This is a genomic window from uncultured Chitinophaga sp. (genome assembly GCF_937874145.1).
In the GTDB taxonomy this organism is placed as follows: domain Bacteria; phylum Bacteroidota; class Bacteroidia; order Chitinophagales; family Chitinophagaceae; genus Chitinophaga.
Genome location: NZ_CALNBI010000208.1, coordinates 17,019 through 34,110 on the forward strand (window position 1 = coordinate 17,019; position 17,092 = coordinate 34,110).

The 17,092-nt window shown below is 55.4% G+C and carries 16 protein-coding genes; 5 read left to right on the plus strand and 11 right to left on the minus strand.

The window, feature by feature from the left end:
* Positions 1–62 precede the first annotated feature (62 nt).
* On the minus strand, positions 63–2,810 hold the full coding sequence (locus Q0510_RS09940) for a 2-oxoglutarate dehydrogenase E1 component (protein ID WP_298710588.1): 2,748 nt from the start codon (positions 2,808–2,810) through the stop codon (positions 63–65).
* 274 nt (positions 2,811–3,084) lie between these two features.
* Here Q0510_RS09940 and rpsT point away from each other — a divergent pair, with 274 nt between their 5' ends.
* The 4 genes from rpsT to Q0510_RS09960 all read left to right on the plus strand — a co-directional run bounded on the left by rpsT (position 3,085) and on the right by Q0510_RS09960 (position 7,051).
* On the plus strand, positions 3,085–3,339 hold the full coding sequence (gene rpsT, locus Q0510_RS09945) for a 30S ribosomal protein S20 (RefSeq protein ID WP_298710591.1): 255 nt from the start codon (positions 3,085–3,087) through the stop codon (positions 3,337–3,339).
* A 229-nt stretch (positions 3,340–3,568) separates the two neighbouring features.
* The gene (locus tag Q0510_RS09950; protein WP_298710593.1) at positions 3,569–5,326 is read left to right on the plus strand and encodes a M14 family metallopeptidase; all 1,758 of its coding nucleotides are present in this window, start codon (positions 3,569–3,571) and stop codon (positions 5,324–5,326) included.
* A 182-nt stretch (positions 5,327–5,508) separates the two neighbouring features.
* Positions 5,509–6,678 carry a hypothetical protein gene (locus Q0510_RS09955; protein WP_298710596.1) on the plus strand — a complete coding sequence of 390 codons (1,170 nt, stop codon included), beginning with the start codon at positions 5,509–5,511 and terminating at the stop codon, positions 6,676–6,678.
* 151 nt (positions 6,679–6,829) lie between these two features.
* Entirely contained in the window at positions 6,830–7,051 is a 222-nt protein-coding gene (locus Q0510_RS09960; protein WP_298710600.1) for a hypothetical protein, read from the plus strand.
* An 11-nt stretch (positions 7,052–7,062) separates the two neighbouring features.
* Here the strand turns inward: Q0510_RS09960 and Q0510_RS09965 are convergent, their stop codons facing one another.
* The 10 genes from Q0510_RS09965 to Q0510_RS10010 all read right to left on the minus strand — a co-directional run bounded on the left by Q0510_RS09965 (position 7,063) and on the right by Q0510_RS10010 (position 16,154).
* Positions 7,063–8,076, minus strand: coding sequence for a beta-ketoacyl synthase chain length factor (locus Q0510_RS09965; RefSeq protein ID WP_298710603.1), 1,014 nt, complete (start codon positions 8,074–8,076; stop codon positions 7,063–7,065).
* Positions 8,066–9,280 carry a beta-ketoacyl synthase gene (locus Q0510_RS09970; protein ID WP_298710606.1) on the minus strand — a complete coding sequence of 405 codons (1,215 nt, stop codon included), beginning with the start codon at positions 9,278–9,280 and terminating at the stop codon, positions 8,066–8,068. Before Q0510_RS09970 ends, Q0510_RS09965 begins: the two co-directional genes overlap by 11 nt.
* Positions 9,281–9,293: 13 nt before the next feature.
* Complete coding sequence (locus Q0510_RS09975; protein ID WP_298710629.1) at positions 9,294–9,581, minus strand: phosphopantetheine-binding protein; 288 nt, start codon at positions 9,579–9,581, stop codon at positions 9,294–9,296.
* Between the two features lie 49 nt (positions 9,582–9,630).
* Positions 9,631–10,923 (minus strand): ABC transporter permease, encoded by a 1,293-nt coding sequence (locus tag Q0510_RS09980; protein WP_298710609.1) that lies wholly within the window; start codon positions 10,921–10,923, stop codon positions 9,631–9,633.
* Between the two features lie 15 nt (positions 10,924–10,938).
* A complete protein-coding gene (locus tag Q0510_RS09985; protein WP_298710612.1) occupies positions 10,939–11,655 on the minus strand; it encodes an ABC transporter ATP-binding protein in 717 nt (238 codons plus the stop codon).
* 11 nt (positions 11,656–11,666) lie between these two features.
* A complete protein-coding gene (locus Q0510_RS09990; RefSeq protein WP_298710614.1) occupies positions 11,667–12,665 on the minus strand; it encodes a BtrH N-terminal domain-containing protein in 999 nt (332 codons plus the stop codon).
* A gap of 9 nt (positions 12,666–12,674) precedes the next feature.
* On the minus strand, positions 12,675–13,097 hold the full coding sequence (locus tag Q0510_RS09995) for a hypothetical protein (protein ID WP_298710617.1): 423 nt from the start codon (positions 13,095–13,097) through the stop codon (positions 12,675–12,677).
* A 120-nt stretch (positions 13,098–13,217) separates the two neighbouring features.
* On the minus strand, positions 13,218–14,354 hold the full coding sequence (locus tag Q0510_RS10000) for a beta-ketoacyl-ACP synthase III (RefSeq protein WP_298710620.1): 1,137 nt from the start codon (positions 14,352–14,354) through the stop codon (positions 13,218–13,220).
* 102 nt (positions 14,355–14,456) lie between these two features.
* Positions 14,457–15,383, minus strand: a complete 927-nt coding sequence (locus Q0510_RS10005) for a hypothetical protein (protein WP_298710623.1) — start codon at positions 15,381–15,383, stop codon at positions 14,457–14,459.
* Between the two features lie 57 nt (positions 15,384–15,440).
* Entirely contained in the window at positions 15,441–16,154 is a 714-nt protein-coding gene (locus tag Q0510_RS10010; RefSeq protein WP_298710626.1) for a head GIN domain-containing protein, read from the minus strand.
* Positions 16,155–16,289: 135 nt separating this feature from the next.
* Between Q0510_RS10010 and guaA the strand changes: the two genes are divergently transcribed.
* A partial coding sequence (gene guaA, locus Q0510_RS10015) for a glutamine-hydrolyzing GMP synthase (protein WP_298710628.1) occupies positions 16,290–17,092 on the plus strand: 803 nt, incomplete at its 3' end.

A 17,092-nucleotide genomic window follows, 5' to 3' on the forward strand; every position in this document is an offset into this window, starting at 1 on the left:
ATGTATGGGTAAAATTAAGGGGATTCCGGTTAGCACGGCATCCTTTTTATTTTACTTGCTGATTAAATATTAAATGCGGTCTCGATGATTTCCTGCTGCTCCTGTGCGTGCACCTTGCCGTAACCCGTTGCCGTGGCGGCGCTGGGGTTGCGGGAGATGACACCGTAGTTGAACTGTTTGAGGTTCATCTGCAGGAACCCGGCGGCGCCCATGTTCAGGGGTTCTTCCTGTACCCAGAACCAGGTGGCGCCCTTGTACTTCGCCTGGATGCCTTCCAACTGCGCGATGGGCAGCGGGTAAAGCTGTTCGAGGCGTACGATCGCCACGTCCTTACGGTCTTCCTTCATCTGCTTCTCGCTCAGGTCGAAATACATCTTGCCGGAGCAAAGCAGCACCTTCTTCACCTTTGCCGGTTCGGTAATGAACGGATCGTCCATTACTTCCTTGAAACCGCCCTGCGTAAAGTCCGCCACGGGGCTGTAGCTCCGTACGTGGCGCAGGTTGGCTTTCGGTGAGAAGTTGATCATCGGTTTGCGGAACGGCAAGGCCAGCTGGCGGCGCAGCGCATGGAAGAAGCTGGCCGAAGTGGTGCAGTTGGTGATGAAGATATTGTATTCGGCACATTGCTGCAGGAAGCGCTCCAGGCGTGCGCTCGAGTGTTCGGGGCCCTGCCCTTCGTACCCGTGCGGCAGCAACATCACCAGCCCGCTCTGCTTCTGCCATTTGGTTTCGGCGGAAGTGATGAACTGGTCGATCAGCGTTTGCGCGCCGTTCATGAAATCGCCGAACTGCGCTTCCCAGATGGTCAGGGAATCGGGGTTGGCGATGGAATAGCCATATTCAAAACCCAGCACGGCGAACTCGCTCAGCAGGGAATTATAAATGCGGAATTTGCCCTGGTTGTCGCCGATGCGGCTCAGGCGGCTGTACTCCTCGTCGGTTTCCTCGCTGCGGAGCACGGCGTGGCGGTGGGAGAAAGTACCGCGCTTCACGTCCTGACCGCTGAGGCGCACGTCCTTACCGGCGCTGAGGATGCTCGCATAAGCCAGCAGCTCGCCCGAAGACCAGTCGAGCAGCCCCTGTTCGGCGAACAGTTTCTGCTTGTCGGTCAGCAGTTTACCGATCTTGCGGAGTTGTTTGAAGCCTTCGGGGATCGCCATGATATCGGCGAACAGCTTCTCCAGTTCGGCTTTGGTGATGGCGGTTTCCGGGGATTTGATGAAATCTTCCGGGGTGGATTTGCGCAGTTCCTGCCATTTCAGTTCCGGTTGCTGGTACTTGTAAGGCAGGGGGTGCTGTTTTACATTGTCGAGGCGTTCCTGGAGATCTTTCCAGAAGGCTTTCTCCATTTCCTGCGCGATGGCCGCGTCCACGTCGCCGTTGGCGATGAGTTCTTTGGAATAGACCTCGCGCGGGTTGGGATGTTTCTCGATGGCTTCGTAGAGCTTGGGCTGGGTGAACTTGGGATCGTCTCCCTCGTTATGCCCGTGCTTGCGGTAGCACACCATATCGATATAAATATCGGAATTGAATTCCTGGCGGTAGCGGGTGGCGATCTCGGCTACTTTCACGGTGGCTTCCACATCGTCGCCGTTCACGTGGAACACGGGAGCCTGTACGATGGAGGCCACGCTGGTGCAGTAGTCGGAAGAGCGGGCGTCTTCGAAATCGGTGGTGAAGCCGATCTGGTTGTTGATGACGAAGTGCATGGTGCCGCCGGTGTAATACCCGCGGAGCTTGCTCATCTGCGCAACTTCATATACCACGCCCTGCCCTGCGATGGCGGCGTCGCCATGGAGGAGGATGGGGAGGATCTGGTCGTAGTCGCTGTTATAGATGACATCGGCCTTGGAGCGGGCGAAGCCTACTACCACGGGGTCTACCACTTCGAGGTGGGAGGGGTTGGGCGTGAGCTGCACGTTCACTTCCTTGCCGGCCGGCGTTTGTATGGAGGCACGGAACCCGAGGTGGTACTTCACGTCGCCCGATCCCATGGTGGTGTCGGGGACGGCGGTGCCTTCGAATTCGGAGAATATCTGTTCGTAGGTTTTGCCGAGGATGTTGGCCAGCACGTTGAGGCGGCCGCGGTGGGCCATGCCGATCACGGCTTCCTTCACGCCGTATTCGGCGGCGGTGTTGATCATGGCGTCGAGCGCGGGGATGGTGGTTTCGCCGCCTTCGAGGGAGAAGCGTTTCTGGCCGATGTACTTGGTGTGCAGGAACTGCTCGAACATTACGCCCTGGTTCAGCTTCGTAAGCACGCGCTTCTTCTGGCCGGCCGCGAGGGGCTTGCGAAGGGTGGTCTCCATTTCACGCTGGAGCCATTCGATTTTCTTCAGGTCGTTGATATAGGTAAATTCGATGCCTACTTTGCCGGCATAGATTTCTTTAACATGCTGAACGATCTTTTCGAGGGGGGCTTTGCCCAGGCCTACGATCTGCCCGGCGTGGAACTCGGATTTCAGGTCGGCGTCGGTAAGGCCGAAATGGGCGAGGTCGAGGTTGGCGTGGCGGTCTTTTCTTTCCCGGATGGGATTTGTTTTGGCGACGAGGTGGCCTTTTTTGCGGTAGGCCTGGATCAGGCGGTAAACGGCCAGTTCCTTGGTCAGCTGTTCGTTCGAAACACCCAGTGCGGTGGTGCCGGCGGGTGCGGCCCCTGCTTTCCCGTTTGCGTTGCTCACTGCAAAGTCGAATCCTTCAAAAAATTTGATCCACTCCGGGTCTACCGAAGCCGGATCTTCGCGGTACGAATTGTACAGCGATTCTATGTACGCCGGGTGCGAGTTGGTGACAAACGAAAAGTCCTTCATTTACAACGAATTTAAGCTTGGTCTTTAATTCTACTTTAACCTATAACAATAAAAATGAGTTACGGGATTGCAAATATCGCTAAAGATTTGGGATTTTATGGGCTTTTTACCGGATTTACAGGGCGAAAACCGTGGATGGGATTTCACTTTTTTTTAACATCTTTGCAGGACGAAGGACGAGGGAACCGGGGCTAATTCCGGAAATCCCGAGTTTTATTTTTGTTTATCCAAAGATAAAACATACCTTTGCCGTCCGAAACTTGAAATTTATACAATGGCAAACCATAAAGCAACGAAAAAAGACGTACGTCAGAGCAGAAAGCGTAATGAGCGTAACCGTTACTACGGCAAAACGACCCGCAATGCCATACGGGATCTGAAGAAACTGACCGACAAAGCTGCTGCTTCCGAAAATCTTCCGGAAGTGATCTCCATGATCGACAAACTGGCTAAACGTAACGTTATCCACAAGAATAAAGCAGCAAACCTGAAAAGCAAGCTCGCCTCCAAGGTGAACACGCTCGCTTAATAATCAGGCCGTTACAATATTATTTCAGCTCTTCCCTGCAATACGGGAAGGGCTTTTTTCGTTTCCGGTCAATTCCCTGTCCCGGGATCGCGCGGCCGTTACAGGGAAGCGTAAGGACGGTTAGCCCTAGGGAACAGGACGGTTACAGGACGGTTACAAGACGGCTAGAGGACGGATAGCCCTATTGCTGTATATTTACACCACCTTTCAACAACCAAACACTTAACCATTGATTCTCAATCTGCTAAACCATTTCTGGCGCCCCCTCGCGCTGGCGGCCCTTTTGTCGGCCACAACCTATAGCGCTGAGGCACAGGACCTTACAACGAAATACGAACGCACCGCCGCACGGGAAACCGTTACCTACGCCGAATGCATCAGCTACTGGAAAATGCTCGCCCGCAAGTTCCCGCAGCTCCGTATCCGCGAAATCGGCGCCACCGACGCAGGGTTCCCCCTCCACCTCGTCACCCTCTCCCCCGACCGCGACTTCGATTATGCCAGCCTCCGCCGCAAAAACCGCAGGATCATCCTCATCAACAACGGCATTCACCCCGGCGAGCCCGATGGCATAGACGCCACCATGATGCTCGTCCGCGACCTCTGCCTCGGCAAAAAGAAGCTCCCGGCCAACGTCACCCTCGCCATCATCCCCATTTACAACATCGGCGGCGCCCTCAACCGCACGGAATATTACCGGGTCGACCAGAATGGCCCGGCCGCCTTCGGCTCCCGCGGCAACGCCCAAAACTTGGACCTGAACCGCGACTTCATCAAAGCCGACTCCCGCAATGCCCGCACCTTCCACCAGATCTACCACCTCACCGACCCCGATGTATTCATAGACAACCACGTGAGCAACGGCGCTGATTACCAGCACATCATGACGTTGCTCTCCACCCAATACGGCAAACTTGGCGGCCCCATGGGCGCTTATCTCCACGAAACCTTCGAACCGGCCCTGTACAAGATGATGCAGGAAAAAGGGTACGACCTCCTCCCCTACGTCAACCACTTCGGCCCCACGCCCGACAGCGGGTGGACCGCCTTCGCCGACGGCCCCCGGTATTCCAGCGGGTATACAACGCTTTTCCACACCTTCGGCTTCGTCCCCGAGACGCACATGCTGAAACCCTACCAACAGCGCGTGGAAGCGACGTATGCCCTCATGGAGTGCTTCATCCGGTTCACTTCAGAAAACAGCACCAGGATCCGGGAACTGCGGGAGGCCACCAAAGCGGCCGTCAAAACGCAGGAGCGGTTCCCCCTGAGCTGGGAACCCGATACGAATAAGCCGCAATGGTACACATTCAAAGGGTTCGAGCCGGGTTATAAGCCCAGCGAGGTATCCGGGCTGCCGCGGCTTTACTACGACCGGACGAAGCCTTACGAAAAGCAGATCCGTATCTTCAATCACTTCGAGCCGGGCAATTTCGTCGACCGGCCGGAGGCGTATATCATTCCGCAGGGCTGGTGGGCCGTGATCGAGTTGCTGCAGGGCAACAAAGTACAGATGCGGCGGCTGGATAAGGATACTACAATCGAAGTAGAGACGTATACCATCCGGGATTTCAAAACTTCAGCCACGCCGTATGAGAAGCATTACCTGCATTACGGGGTGAAGACGAGCGTATCGAAGCAAAAGATCGCGTTCCGGAAGGGGGATTATTTTATTCCCATGAACCAGGCGGCCAACCGGTATTTGGTGGAGACGCTGGAACCGGGGGGCGCGGATTCCTTCCTCGCCTGGAATTTCTTTGATGCGGTACTGGGGCAGAAAGAAGGATATTCTTCTTATGTTTTCGAAGACACGGCGGGAGAATTCCTGCGCGCACATCCCGAAGTGCGTGAGGGACTGGAGGCGCGCCGCGCCAGTGATACGGCCTTTGCGAAGAGTGGTTCCGCGCAGTTGAATTTCGTATATCGCCAGTCGCCGTGGAATGAGCCGGGATACATGCGGTACCCGGTGTTCAGGGTGGTGAAGTGATAAAATTATTGATCGTTCTTGTAGACGCAGCGCCTCTTCATGGAGGCGTTGTTTTGTTTTGTCGCATAGTGAGAATTGTAGAAATATTTTTTTCAGAAAAATGATGAAAGAATTGGCGGAAAAAGTTTTCAATTCAGAAAAAAAATATCATTGCTGCATTGGTAATTTTTAACGATTATTCTATGACTAATGTACAAACGCAAACGTTGCTAACTGCGGTCGAAACACTGCAGGAACAACAACAAACAATGCTCGAACAACAACAGGTGATGCTCGCTTCAATAGCAGCACAGCAGGAAGTAAATCAAAAACTGTTCGTTTCGATCGATGGCCTGGAGCAACGGCAGCAAACGATGCTCGCTACCATGGAAGCACAACATCAGGAGCAGCAGCAGGTCAACCAAAAACTGTTCGTTTCGATCGATGGCCTGGAGCAACGGCAGCAAACAATGCTCGCTACCATGGAAGCCCAGCACCGGGAGCAGCAGCAGGTCAACCAAAAACTGTTCGTTTCGATCGATGGCCTGGAGCAACGGCAGCAAACGATGCTCACAACCATGGAAGCCCAGCACCAGGAGCAGCAGCTGGTAAACCAAAAACTGTTCGCATCGATCGATGGCCTGGAACAGCGTCAGCAAACGATGTTCACAACCATGGAAGCCCAGCACCAGGAGCAGCAGCTGGTAAACCAAAGACTGTTCGCATCGATCGATGGCCTGGAGCATCAGAACAAAAACATTGTGCTGACGATCCAACAGCTGGGCACGCAACTCGCTGACAAGATCGACTACCTCGACGCGCGTATCGACGCATTCGAAGCAAGGGTAGACGCGAAGTTTGCAATTATCGACAGGCGCCTGGACGGTATCGAAAAACGACTGGACGGTATCGAAAAGCGACTGGATGTCGTGGAAAACCGCCTGACGCTCGTCGAAAACCGACTGGATGTCTTGGAAAACCGCCTGACACTTGTCGAAAACCGACTGGATGTCCTGGAAAACCGCCTGGTGCTGCTCGACGATCGATTAGTACTGGTCGAGAAACGAATTGGCGATCTGGAAAGCCGGTTCGAAGCAGTTGAAGCCAAGATCATCCTGATCCATGTACACCTCGATTCCATGGACAAAAAGTTCCTGGAGATGGATGTAAAATTCAAACTGATCGACAAACGGTTCGACGATGTGGAAAACCAGTTCGATGTGCTCCATACCCGCTTCAACCTGGTTGAAATCAGGTTTACCGGCATCGAGAACAAGCTGGTCCTGATCATTGGCGACCTGGATCAAATTGAAACCTGGACCGGATATCGGGCCAATCCCCGTCTACCCGACATCGTAAAAGCCGAGGCGTAGTCTCCCTCCGCGCAACGTTTAAGTCTGACACCCACATAGATAATCCCATATAAAAGCCGCTCCCTCACAAGGATGCGGCTTTTTCCATACTATTTACTTATCTTATTGGTCAGAACCACTGTACCTATGTTCGTTTTCGAACCCCGTTGTCTTGTCGAATATTGTTTCGCTGGTGGCATGGATCATGCCCGGCGCCCGCAAAGACACTACCACCCGGGAGCCCCGGCTATGGCATATCTTCGCTTTTACCGCAGCCATCTTCATTCTTATAGGATCATCCATGAGCGGATTACCTGCGCTGCTGATCGTAGCCCTGGTATTCACCGGCACCGGCATCTGCCTTTCCCGCGCAAGGGGTGGCCGCAAAGCGTAAAAATGCTGAAATTAATGCCGTTGGAGGAGGATGAACGTATGTTGTTCTCCGTAGAAGTGATTGTAAATGAGGGCAGTTTTGTGGCGCCCGGAAAGTAATTCCTGCGTGGCGGTCCACATGCCGAAAGCGCCCGCCGTATCGTATTCCCCGCAGAATTGTTTGAAGTGGATCTTTGCAGTGGCCGGCGTCAATGCTTTTTCCGCGATATCATAAAAATGATCGAACCGCACATCGCCGTTGCGGCCGCTTACCAGCAGGTCTATCTCTTCTTCCTTCACACCATGCTGCGCAAGGAACTGTGCGAGTGTTTCCGAAACACCTGCTGCATCGGGCTTGTAGCTCATCTGCATTCCCATCAGCTCAACCGCGCCGGGTGCTGTCCCGATCAGGAAGAACGTAGCGCCCTCCCCGGCGATGGCGCCCGGCGTACCCGATACGAGCATCTCCGCGGGCTGTGTGAGCGCAGATTTCCAATAGCCGATACGGCTTTTGATGAAGAAATGTTCAAGGGTCATCTCATCAAAACCGCCCGTCAGCACGCTTTCCGCTCCTTCCTGGATTTGCAGCAGCGAATCGAGCAGGGCATGTTCGAAGGAGAAACCCCGGTGCACGAAAGTATTGTTGTAATCCGTGCATTGCTGTTGCAGGGCAATGAGCCCGTTCACGGAATTGTAGGTCGACTGGATAAACGGCGTGGGATTGAGCGCCGTTTCTTCGTAAGTGCGGATGTCATGGAGAAACTTCTCGGTATCCTGCAGGCTGCCGCGGCCGGTACCGGTGATAATCGCGCCGGGAACGGGGGCATTGGCGTTGCGCAGGCATTGCAGTGCGGTGGTGAGCCCCATTTTCAGCAAGCGGCTCATACGGCGCAGGCTGTTGGGCGGAATGAACCCTGCATACCCCGGCTCCTGCGCGCGCAGGAGGTTGCGCGCTTCGAGCGGCAGGAGTTGCGGTTCATAACTTCCTTCAAAGCTCTGTTGCGGGGAAATCGCCGCGCTGGCCTGTATGTAGCACTTAATTTCCATACTTACTGATCACGAGTGATGCATTATTGCCGCCGAACCCGAAGGAATTGGACACCACGTTTTTCACGGGCGACTCTTCCAGCAGGCGCGTTTCCGGCGAGATGCGCAGCTCTTCCATGCGCTCCGTAAAATTGAGGTTCGGCCATATCATCTGCCGGTTGATCGACAACACGGAATAAATGGCTTCTATAGCTCCGGCTGCCGCGAGGGTATGGCCGGTGAAGGGTTTGGTGGAACTGAACGAAGGAACGTTATCCCCGAAGAGCCGTTCCAGCGCCCGGCCTTCCGACACGTCGTTGTTCAACGTAGCCGTACCGTGGACGTTGATATATTGCACATCCGCCACGGTGCGGCCGCTCATGGCCAGCGCTTTCCGCATCGCCTCGAACGCGCCGTCGCCCTCGGGTGAGGGAGATGTGGGGTGGAAGGCTTCGTTGGTATTGCACCATCCGCTCAGTTCGGCCATGGACCTGGCCTTGCGGCGCTGCGCGAAGCTTTCCGATTCGAGAACGAGGTATGCCGCGCCTTCTCCGAGGTTCAGGCCGTTGCGGTCTTTATCGAAGGGCATGCAGTGCCGTTTGTCGATATTCTTCAGGGAGTTGAAGCCGTTGATGGTGAACCGCGTCAGCGCTTCTGTACCGCCGCAGACCGCTCTTTCCACGAGCCCTGCGCGGATAAGCCGCGCGCCGTACATGAGGGCGTTGGCCGAAGAAGAACATGCGGTGCTGATCGTGGTAACGTATGCGGTGAGGCCCGCCCGGTCGGCGATGCGCTGCGTACAATCCGCACAGTCCAGCGTATCGATGAGCTGCAGGAAGGTTCCTTCCTTTTCGGGGTCGAGGATATCGAAGTAGATTTTCTCGGTATCGCACATACCGCCTACGGTAGAGGCGTTGATGAATGCGGCAGGGGTATCCCGGGGGTCTTTGATACCTGCGGAAAACAGCGCTTCCTGCATGGCCACGAGCCCGAGGAGCGTGGTCCGGGTGAAACCGGTAGCGTCGGTCAGTCCGGCCATTTCCGCCAGTTCTTCCGAGCTGCATTTCACTTCTCCTACCGGGAGCTTGCCGGCGTGAATGGTATCCACATATTGCGCATACCCTAAGCCGCTCCGTTGCGCCCGGAGGCTGCGGAAATTCTCCTCCACGTTATTCCCGATGGCGGAGACCATACCCATCCCTGTTATCAGCACACGTTCTGCCATACGGTTCCGCGGATCAGGCCGCCTGTTTGCTCATGATGAATTCCGCCATGGATTGTACGCTCTGAAGGATTTTACGGCCTTCGCGCGGGTCTTCCACTTTGATCTTGTAATTTCTTTCCAGCAGCACCATCAGTTCCAGCGAATCGATGCTGTCGAGCCCGAGGCCTTCGCCGAACAGGGGGGCATTGTCGTCAATATCTTCCGGTTTGGTGTCCTGAAGGTTCAGCGCTTCAATGATCTCCTGTTTGAGTTTCAGTTTTAATGCTTCCATGTTGTTGTAGGTTTTACGCCTGTGGCGTATTCCAGGGGGGTAAAATTAGTTGATTTACCGCTGTTATGAAAATTGTTATTTATCCGATCCTGCGCTGCTCCACCACGGCGGCCACCAGGAGCATGGCCCCGCCGCATCCCAGCAGCTTCGCCAGATCCGGCAGCACGTACCGGATATGGCCGTTGCGCAGGTAAATATCGTTGATGGCATCGAGGCCCCAGCTCAGGGGCGACAATCGCCCGATCAGCTGCATCGATTCCGGCATGATCTCCAGCGGAATCCAGATACCGCCGATGGCGCTCAGGATCACTATACTTACCGCACCAAAATTGAGCGCCTGGTTGGGGGTTTTGAATATCGTGCCGATCAGGATGCCGTACGCCGTGGCGGTTACACCAATGCTGGCCGCCACGAGGAATCCCGCGACATGGTCCACCCCCACCTGCAATTTGGGCAATCCCAATAACGGCAGCAGGTACAATCCCACCAGGATCATCAGGTAGAACTGTACGGTACAAATCCCGACGAAAAACAGCAGTTTACCCGTCAGCACCGAAAGGAAATTGCCGGGGATGAGTTTCATCCGCACGAGGCTCCCGTCTTCCCGCTCCCGGATCATATTCCCGGCAATCGGGATTACAATGAAGAACATGGCGAAAATGCTCCAGGCCGGAACGTTGTGCTGTACCGAATTGGAAATCACGTCGATCTGCTTCCCCTCCCCCAGGCTCGTTTCCCGGAGCGCCACCGCTTTGAGGCGGATGGCCGGGAAGGTATCCTGGTTAAGGCTGTCGCGGCTGCGGAGCTGCATCTGGATCCGCTCCAGCAGCAAATCGGTTTCCACCTGCGTGAGGAAGTTGTCCAACGCCTGGTGAATGGCGCTTTTGAAGGCCTTTTTGGCCGCCGGATCGAAATACAACTGTACGGCCAGGGAGTCGTTGCTCAGCGCCTTAACCGGCAACTGCGACGGCAGGCCCATCCTTTTCGAAATATCGTTGACGATCTTATTGGCATTGCTGACGATCTCAGCCGTAGCGCCTTTTGGAATGGTGATGCTGATCTTGTACTTTCCTTCCGCCACCATTTCCTTCGCCCGCTCTTCCGACAACGGTTCCCCATCGATGGAATCAATGACGTTGAATTGCCCGCCCGACTGCAGCCCTTCGCGGACATACCTGGCGAGCCGGCCATGATCGTTATCAACGGTAAGGATATCGAACTGCACTTCCTGGTAATCGCGGAAAGGCGCGTCCTGGATGAGGGCCATCACGGTGATGAGCACGAGCGGCATGGCAAACAGCAGTGCCAGCCCCGCTTTGTCGCGGCGCAGCAGTAACCATTCTTTGCGTATCGTGGCGATGATCCTTAACATGATTGCTTTTCTATTTTAATCCCGCACGGCATGGCCGGTGTAGTGGAGGAACACGTCTTCCAGTTCGGACGGGGTACCCTGGGTCACCAGTTTCCCTTCGTCGATGATGGCCACTTCGTCACATATCTGTTCTGCTTCTTCCAGCAGGTGCGATGTATAAATTACGCTGTTGCCTTTCGCGTTGTAATCCCGCAGGAACTGCAGGATCATGCTTCTCGACTGCACGTCCACTCCCGCGGTGGGCTCATCGAGCACGAGGAGCTTAGGTTCGTGGAGGATGGAGGCGATGATATTGGCGCGCCGTTTCATCCCGCCGGAGAATTTCCCGGTTTCTTTGTGCGCGGCTTTCTCCAGCCCGAACGTTTCAAGATGCTGCATGATCTGATCCTTCAGCCGGCGGCCGCTGAACCCGTACAGGTTGCCGAAATAGCGGAGGTTTTCGAAAGCCGTGAGTTGCGGATAGAGTGCGATGCGCTGGGGCACCACGCCGATGATCCTTTTGATGGCTTCACGGTTGGCGGGCGTTTGCGGCATGCCGAGGATTTCGGCGGAGCCGCCGGTGGGTTCCACCAGTCCGCAAAGAATGGAGATCGTCGTGGTTTTGCCGGCGCCGTTGGGGCCGAGGAGCCCGGCGATCTTCCCTTCCGCGAATGCGCACGAAAGCCCGGAGAGACTGGGAACCAGTGCTCCTGCGTAGGTTTTCTGCAGATCCTTCACGGCAATGCTGTTCATGACGGCTTTCTTCAGAGTTTAACGGTGGACAGGCGGCGGAATACTTTTTCTTCCTGGTCGGCGATCAGCAGGAGCATTTTGCTCAGTTCGCCGTACGAAACGTTATCGGCCGAGCGGGCTTTGCAGACGCGCCCGGCATTTGCGGCGAAGTTACGCCAGCCGTCGCCCACAATGGTAAGCTCGCGGCCGATATCTTTGAGCTCTGGTTTGCTGAGCAAAGTTCCGGCTTCCTGGAGGAAGGCGGCATACATGAACCGGAACCCTGCGCCGCCGGTCCCGATTTCTTCCTGCATTCGGATGATATTGCCCAGGTACAGCCCTGCGCGGCGGTCGCCCACTTTGGCGGGATAATCTTTCACGCGGTTGGCGAGGAAACGGATGCCTTTGACGCCGAACATGGGCACGGGGATCTTGAGCATGTAGTGGCATGCCTGCGCGATCCCGGCTTTAATGGGTTCCTGGAAATCCACTTCCTGCGGTACGTTCACGGGGTAATACATTTTGCCTTTGGGGGCAGGGAACCCTTTCGCGAAGCGGGCGCGGATGAGGCTTTCGGTATCGATGCGGGTAACGGTGTCCATGATAGGGTCGGAAACGAGGTAGTCGTCGCCGTCTTTTCCGTACACCACCAGGTTATGGGCGTTGAAATGGAAACGGTAGGATTCGGGGAAATAGGGAAGATAGTACACGCTGGACTGCATGCCCACCGGAACGCCTTTATCGATCTGCTGATCGAGGGCTTTCATGGCTTTATCGACGCTGTTGAACTTGTGCGATTCCATTTCCACGCCGAGCCTTTTGCAGGCGCGCGCGAAAATGGCGCCGGGCCAGATGCGGTAGGTGGTGCCGGGTACGCCGTTCACTTTCACGAAAGGCAGGTGGCCGAAAAAGATACCTGCTCCGATCCCGAAGGCCATGGGCTCGCTGATATGGAGACCGTAATGGCCGAAGAGGTTGGATATCACGCCGCTTTCACAGTGGGCGGTTTGCGTGTGGCTGAATTGTGTCATGTCTGTTGATTATGCTGGGCGCTTGAAAGGAAGCAGTTCGCCGCTGCGGAGGGTACCTGCGGGGATGCCGAAGATGTCGGCATAGCGTTCGGTCATCTTGTCGCTTAACCCTTTAAAAACCGACGGTTTCATATGCCGCTTCACCTGCCACTGGAACTTCCCGGCTTTGAGGGCCAGCAACGGAAGGTCCAGGAGGGTGCGTTCCATGTAATAGGCAATGGGGCTGAGGGCGCCGGCTTCCACCTTTGACCTGGTGTCTGCCACGCGCTGTTCCACTTCATCCCAGGCCTGGCTGAGCGCTACGTTCTCCGGTTCCCAGCCGATGCTGGTGGCCGTGGTGTAATCGCCCTGCTGGTCCACTGCGTAGAAAAGTTGCTTGAATGTACCGTGGTGCAGGTTGTCGCCGTCCTGCGGAACTTCATCTTTTTTCATGTTGTAGCAGTTTTTTGATGAGGGATCAGCCCCCTGATATTATTTGAAATGCAGCAGGCACCGGTGTTATCCGGCGGCTGCTGCATGGTAATTCGTTAGTGTATCTTCAGGCCGCGCCGATTATACGACGGTGATGCCTGCGTATGCGTAAGAGAAACGCGCGCTCTCGGGCACCATCATTACGATCGTATCACCTTTCTTCAGTTTGCCCTGGTTCAGCAGTTCCTCCAACATGAAATACGGGGAAGCCGTACCCACATTCCCCACGCGGGTGAGGTTGGTGAACCATTTTTCCTGCGGGATGTGCACCCCCAGGCGTGAAATCTCTTCATCAATCTTAAAGCGGAAGAATTCCGAAGAAAGGTGCGGCAGGAACCAGGTAAGTTTGTCGATGTCGATGTTATATTTCTCCACCAGTTCTTTCCACATTTTAGCGCCGGAAGGCACGATGTTCTTGCCGAGCAGGCGGGTATCCTGTTTGAAGGAGAACACGCTGTTGGCGGACCATTCGTCGGGCGTCATGTCGGTCCAGCCTTTGGTGGAACCGTCGTCATTCTTCACCGCGCCGGCGTACATGCAGGTTTCCAGCTCATGGGCGTAAGATGCGATCTCTACCCAGTCTACCCGCAGGCTCAGCCCTTCCTCATTCGGTTTGTCCTGGAAAAGGGCCGCGCTGGCGCCGTCGGACAGCATCCAGCGGAGGAAGTCTTTTTCGAACGCGATGATGGGATTTTCGGTGAGATTTTTCAGGTTTTCCGTTTCCGGCTCGAAGTTGCGGGAAAGCAGCCAGGCCGAGAATTTCTCGGAGCCGGTGCTAACCGCGTTGGCGGTATTGCCGCATTTCACTGACATCCAGGCGTATTTGAAGGCCTGCATGCCGGCAGCGCATGCGCCGGTGGCGGCGATGAGCTCCACGGGCTGGCATTTCAGGATGCCGTGCACCATGGCGGCGTGGTTGGGCAGCATCTGGTCGGGACTGGTAGTGCCGCAGGCCAGGAGTTGCATTTTAGTAATGGGGAATTTATCGTCGAAAAGCGACTGCACGGCGTTGGCGGTCATTTCCGCGTTGGTGTGCGTGCTCTTGCCTTCTTTGTCCTGTGCGTAATAACGCGTCTTGATCTTATTGTTTCCCAGGATGATATTTCTCGCCCGGGAAGGTTTTCCATCCACCATACCGAGGATGCTTTCCATTTCTTCATTCGCTACCGGCTCGTTCGGCAAAAATTTGGAGAGCCTCGTTATATATACTTCTTTCATCGCAGTGAGTTGTCCTTTTTGTCGATCTGAAGAGGCGGCGCCGGGGCGCCGGAACATTTCAGGGTTGTTAAATTGTTAAGCGGCCGTAAATATAGAATTTTATCAGTTTTCGCGCAGCTGTATTCCTTTGTAATATGTTACATCGCGGTTAAGCTTCTTCTTTCCGAACGTGAGCTGCAACCATCCTGCGATGGTGGTGAACGGGCTCAGGATCGGGATGGCGGCGAGGAGGATCACGCGGTACATGGTCACGCGGCCCTGGCGGGCGGGATTTCCCGGTTCGCCGGCTTTGCTGATGTAATTGGCCCAGAAGCGGAAGGGTTTTACGCCCCGCATCTCCAGGACGATGAGGCCCGGGTCCACTTCCACGCTGTCCAGCGCCAGGAGGTCCTGGTGGAGGTTTCCATAGTTCCCCGTGCCGAGGGCGTTGCCGATCGGTTCCGCGAACCTGGCCGATTCCACGATCTCCTTCTCCTGGACGCCGGCCGGCGGGAAGACGAAAAACGCGTCTTTCTTGCCCTTGGTGGCCCAGCGGAGGATGGTGATCAGCGAAACGAGGTTGGGATGCTTGTCGACCAGCGCGATGTGCCCTGCCAGCCGGGCGCCGGCTGCATGGAGATAGCGTTTCACTTTCTCCTGCGCGTTGATCCACATATTGCGGCAGCCGAGCAGGGTAACCACGGGTTTCCCCTTTAGCAGGCGCTTCCCTTCCTCGCTTTGCAGGAAAGCGGCGATGGGTTGCGAGGGCGAAAGGAACCAGGGCTGGTAAGCCAGCAGCACCAGGTCGAAGTGCTCGTCCGGATTAACTTTCAGGGGTTGGATGGCCCGGGGTCTGGCCAGCACGGTTTCCGGCATGGTATCGAAAAAAACCTGTTTGGGCCAGGGAAAAGGAAAATCCTTCACCGGCGCGATTTCCTCGAACTGTATCTCCGCCTTGCCCTGCAATGGCGCTAACACATGATCAATGATTCTCTTCAGCTGGCCCGTTTGGGTGTAGTACACCACTAATATCTTCGGAAGTTGACTCATATACGGCAGTCGTATGTTCCAATAAAATCTGCAAACATACAAAAGTTTTTCAATTCGTTATTGCTTGTGTACGCCGCCCGATCCCATCTTATTGAGGTTGACGGACGGTTCTCCTTTATAATATATGTCGCCCGATCCCAGGATCGTGGCTTTGATGGCGCGGCTGGCATGGAGTTTTACGTTACCGCTGCCGGCGATGTTCACGTCTGCGGTTTCGGACAGCAGTTCGGAGGCATCGCAATTGCCGCTGCCGGCGATGTCCACGTTCAGGTCGCGGGTTTCGCCTTTCACTTCCACGTCGCCCGCCCCGGCGATGTTCACCCGGACTTCGGGGGCGCTGAAGCCGCCTTCCAGGTCGCCGCTGCCGGCGATGGAGAGCTTCACGGGCACGTCGTTGGTGAAATGCCCTTCTATTTTAATATCCCCTGACCCGGCGGCTTCCACCATGCTCAGGCGCTCGGTGGCGAGGTAGATTTTCACGTCCTTACGGGTGCGGATGCTGACGTTATTGCGAAACCGGACCCGCAGTTTGTCTCCTTCTTCTATTAACTCGATGAACTGAAGAATATTGTCTTCCGCTTCGAGCTGGGCGGTGCCGCCTTTTCCCTGGGTGATAAATACATCCATGCTGCCCGCAACTTCCAGTTGTGCGAAGGGGCGGATGGAACGGTTTTCGGTGGCTACGCGGCCGCTTCCGCTGACTGAGTCGCAGGCCGTCATGAACGGCATTGCGCCCAGGAGAAGGGCCATCAGGGTGAGTTGCGTTTTCATACAGCAGTTGATTTAGAACGAGGGTATGGGCGAAAAATACGATAAAATCTCCAGATACGGGACTTCCGGCAATTTCGCGCGAATCTGCGGGAAAGCAAAATCCGAAGTCCGAAATTCCTTTATCTTTGCACCACCATGACAGAAAAGATCCTGATCCTCGATTTCGGATCCCAGTATACGCAACTGATTGCACGTTGCATCCGGGAACTGAATACTTATTGTGAAATACAGCCATGTAACAAGCCCATCGAATGGGAAGACAGTATTAAAGGCATTATTCTTTCCGGTTCTCCTTTTTCCGTTAACGATCCGATGGCCCCTGTGGTAGACATCGCCGCTATGGCAGAGCGCGTTCCGGTACTCGGCGTTTGCTACGGCGCACAGCTGATGGCCAAGGTTTTCGGCGGAGAAGTAGCCAAAAGCAGCACCCGTGAATACGGACGCGCTTTCCTCGAGCATTCCGACAGGGAAGAGCCCCTCTTCTTCGACGTCAACCTGAAAAGCCAGGTGTGGATGAGCCATGCGGACACCATCGTTCGCCTGCCCGAAGTATTCACCCCCATCGCACATACCGATAATATCCCCGTGGCGGCCTTCAAAAGCCTCACGCTCGCCAAACACCCCATCCATGCCGTGCAGTTCCACCCCGAGGTGACGCACTCCATCGAAGGGAAACAAATCCTCCGCAACTTCCTCGTTCATATCTGCGGTATGCACCAGGAATGGACGCCCGCGGCGTTCGTCCAGGAAACCGTGGCCCGTATTAAGGAACAGGTAGGCGACCAGAAGGTGGTGATGGCCCTCAGCGGAGGGGTGGATTCGACCGTTGCGGCGGAACTGATCCACAAAGCCATCGGCGGGAACCTCTATTGCGTGTTCGTCGACAACGGCCTCCTCCGCAAAGATGAGTTCGAAACCGTGCTGGATTCCTATAAACA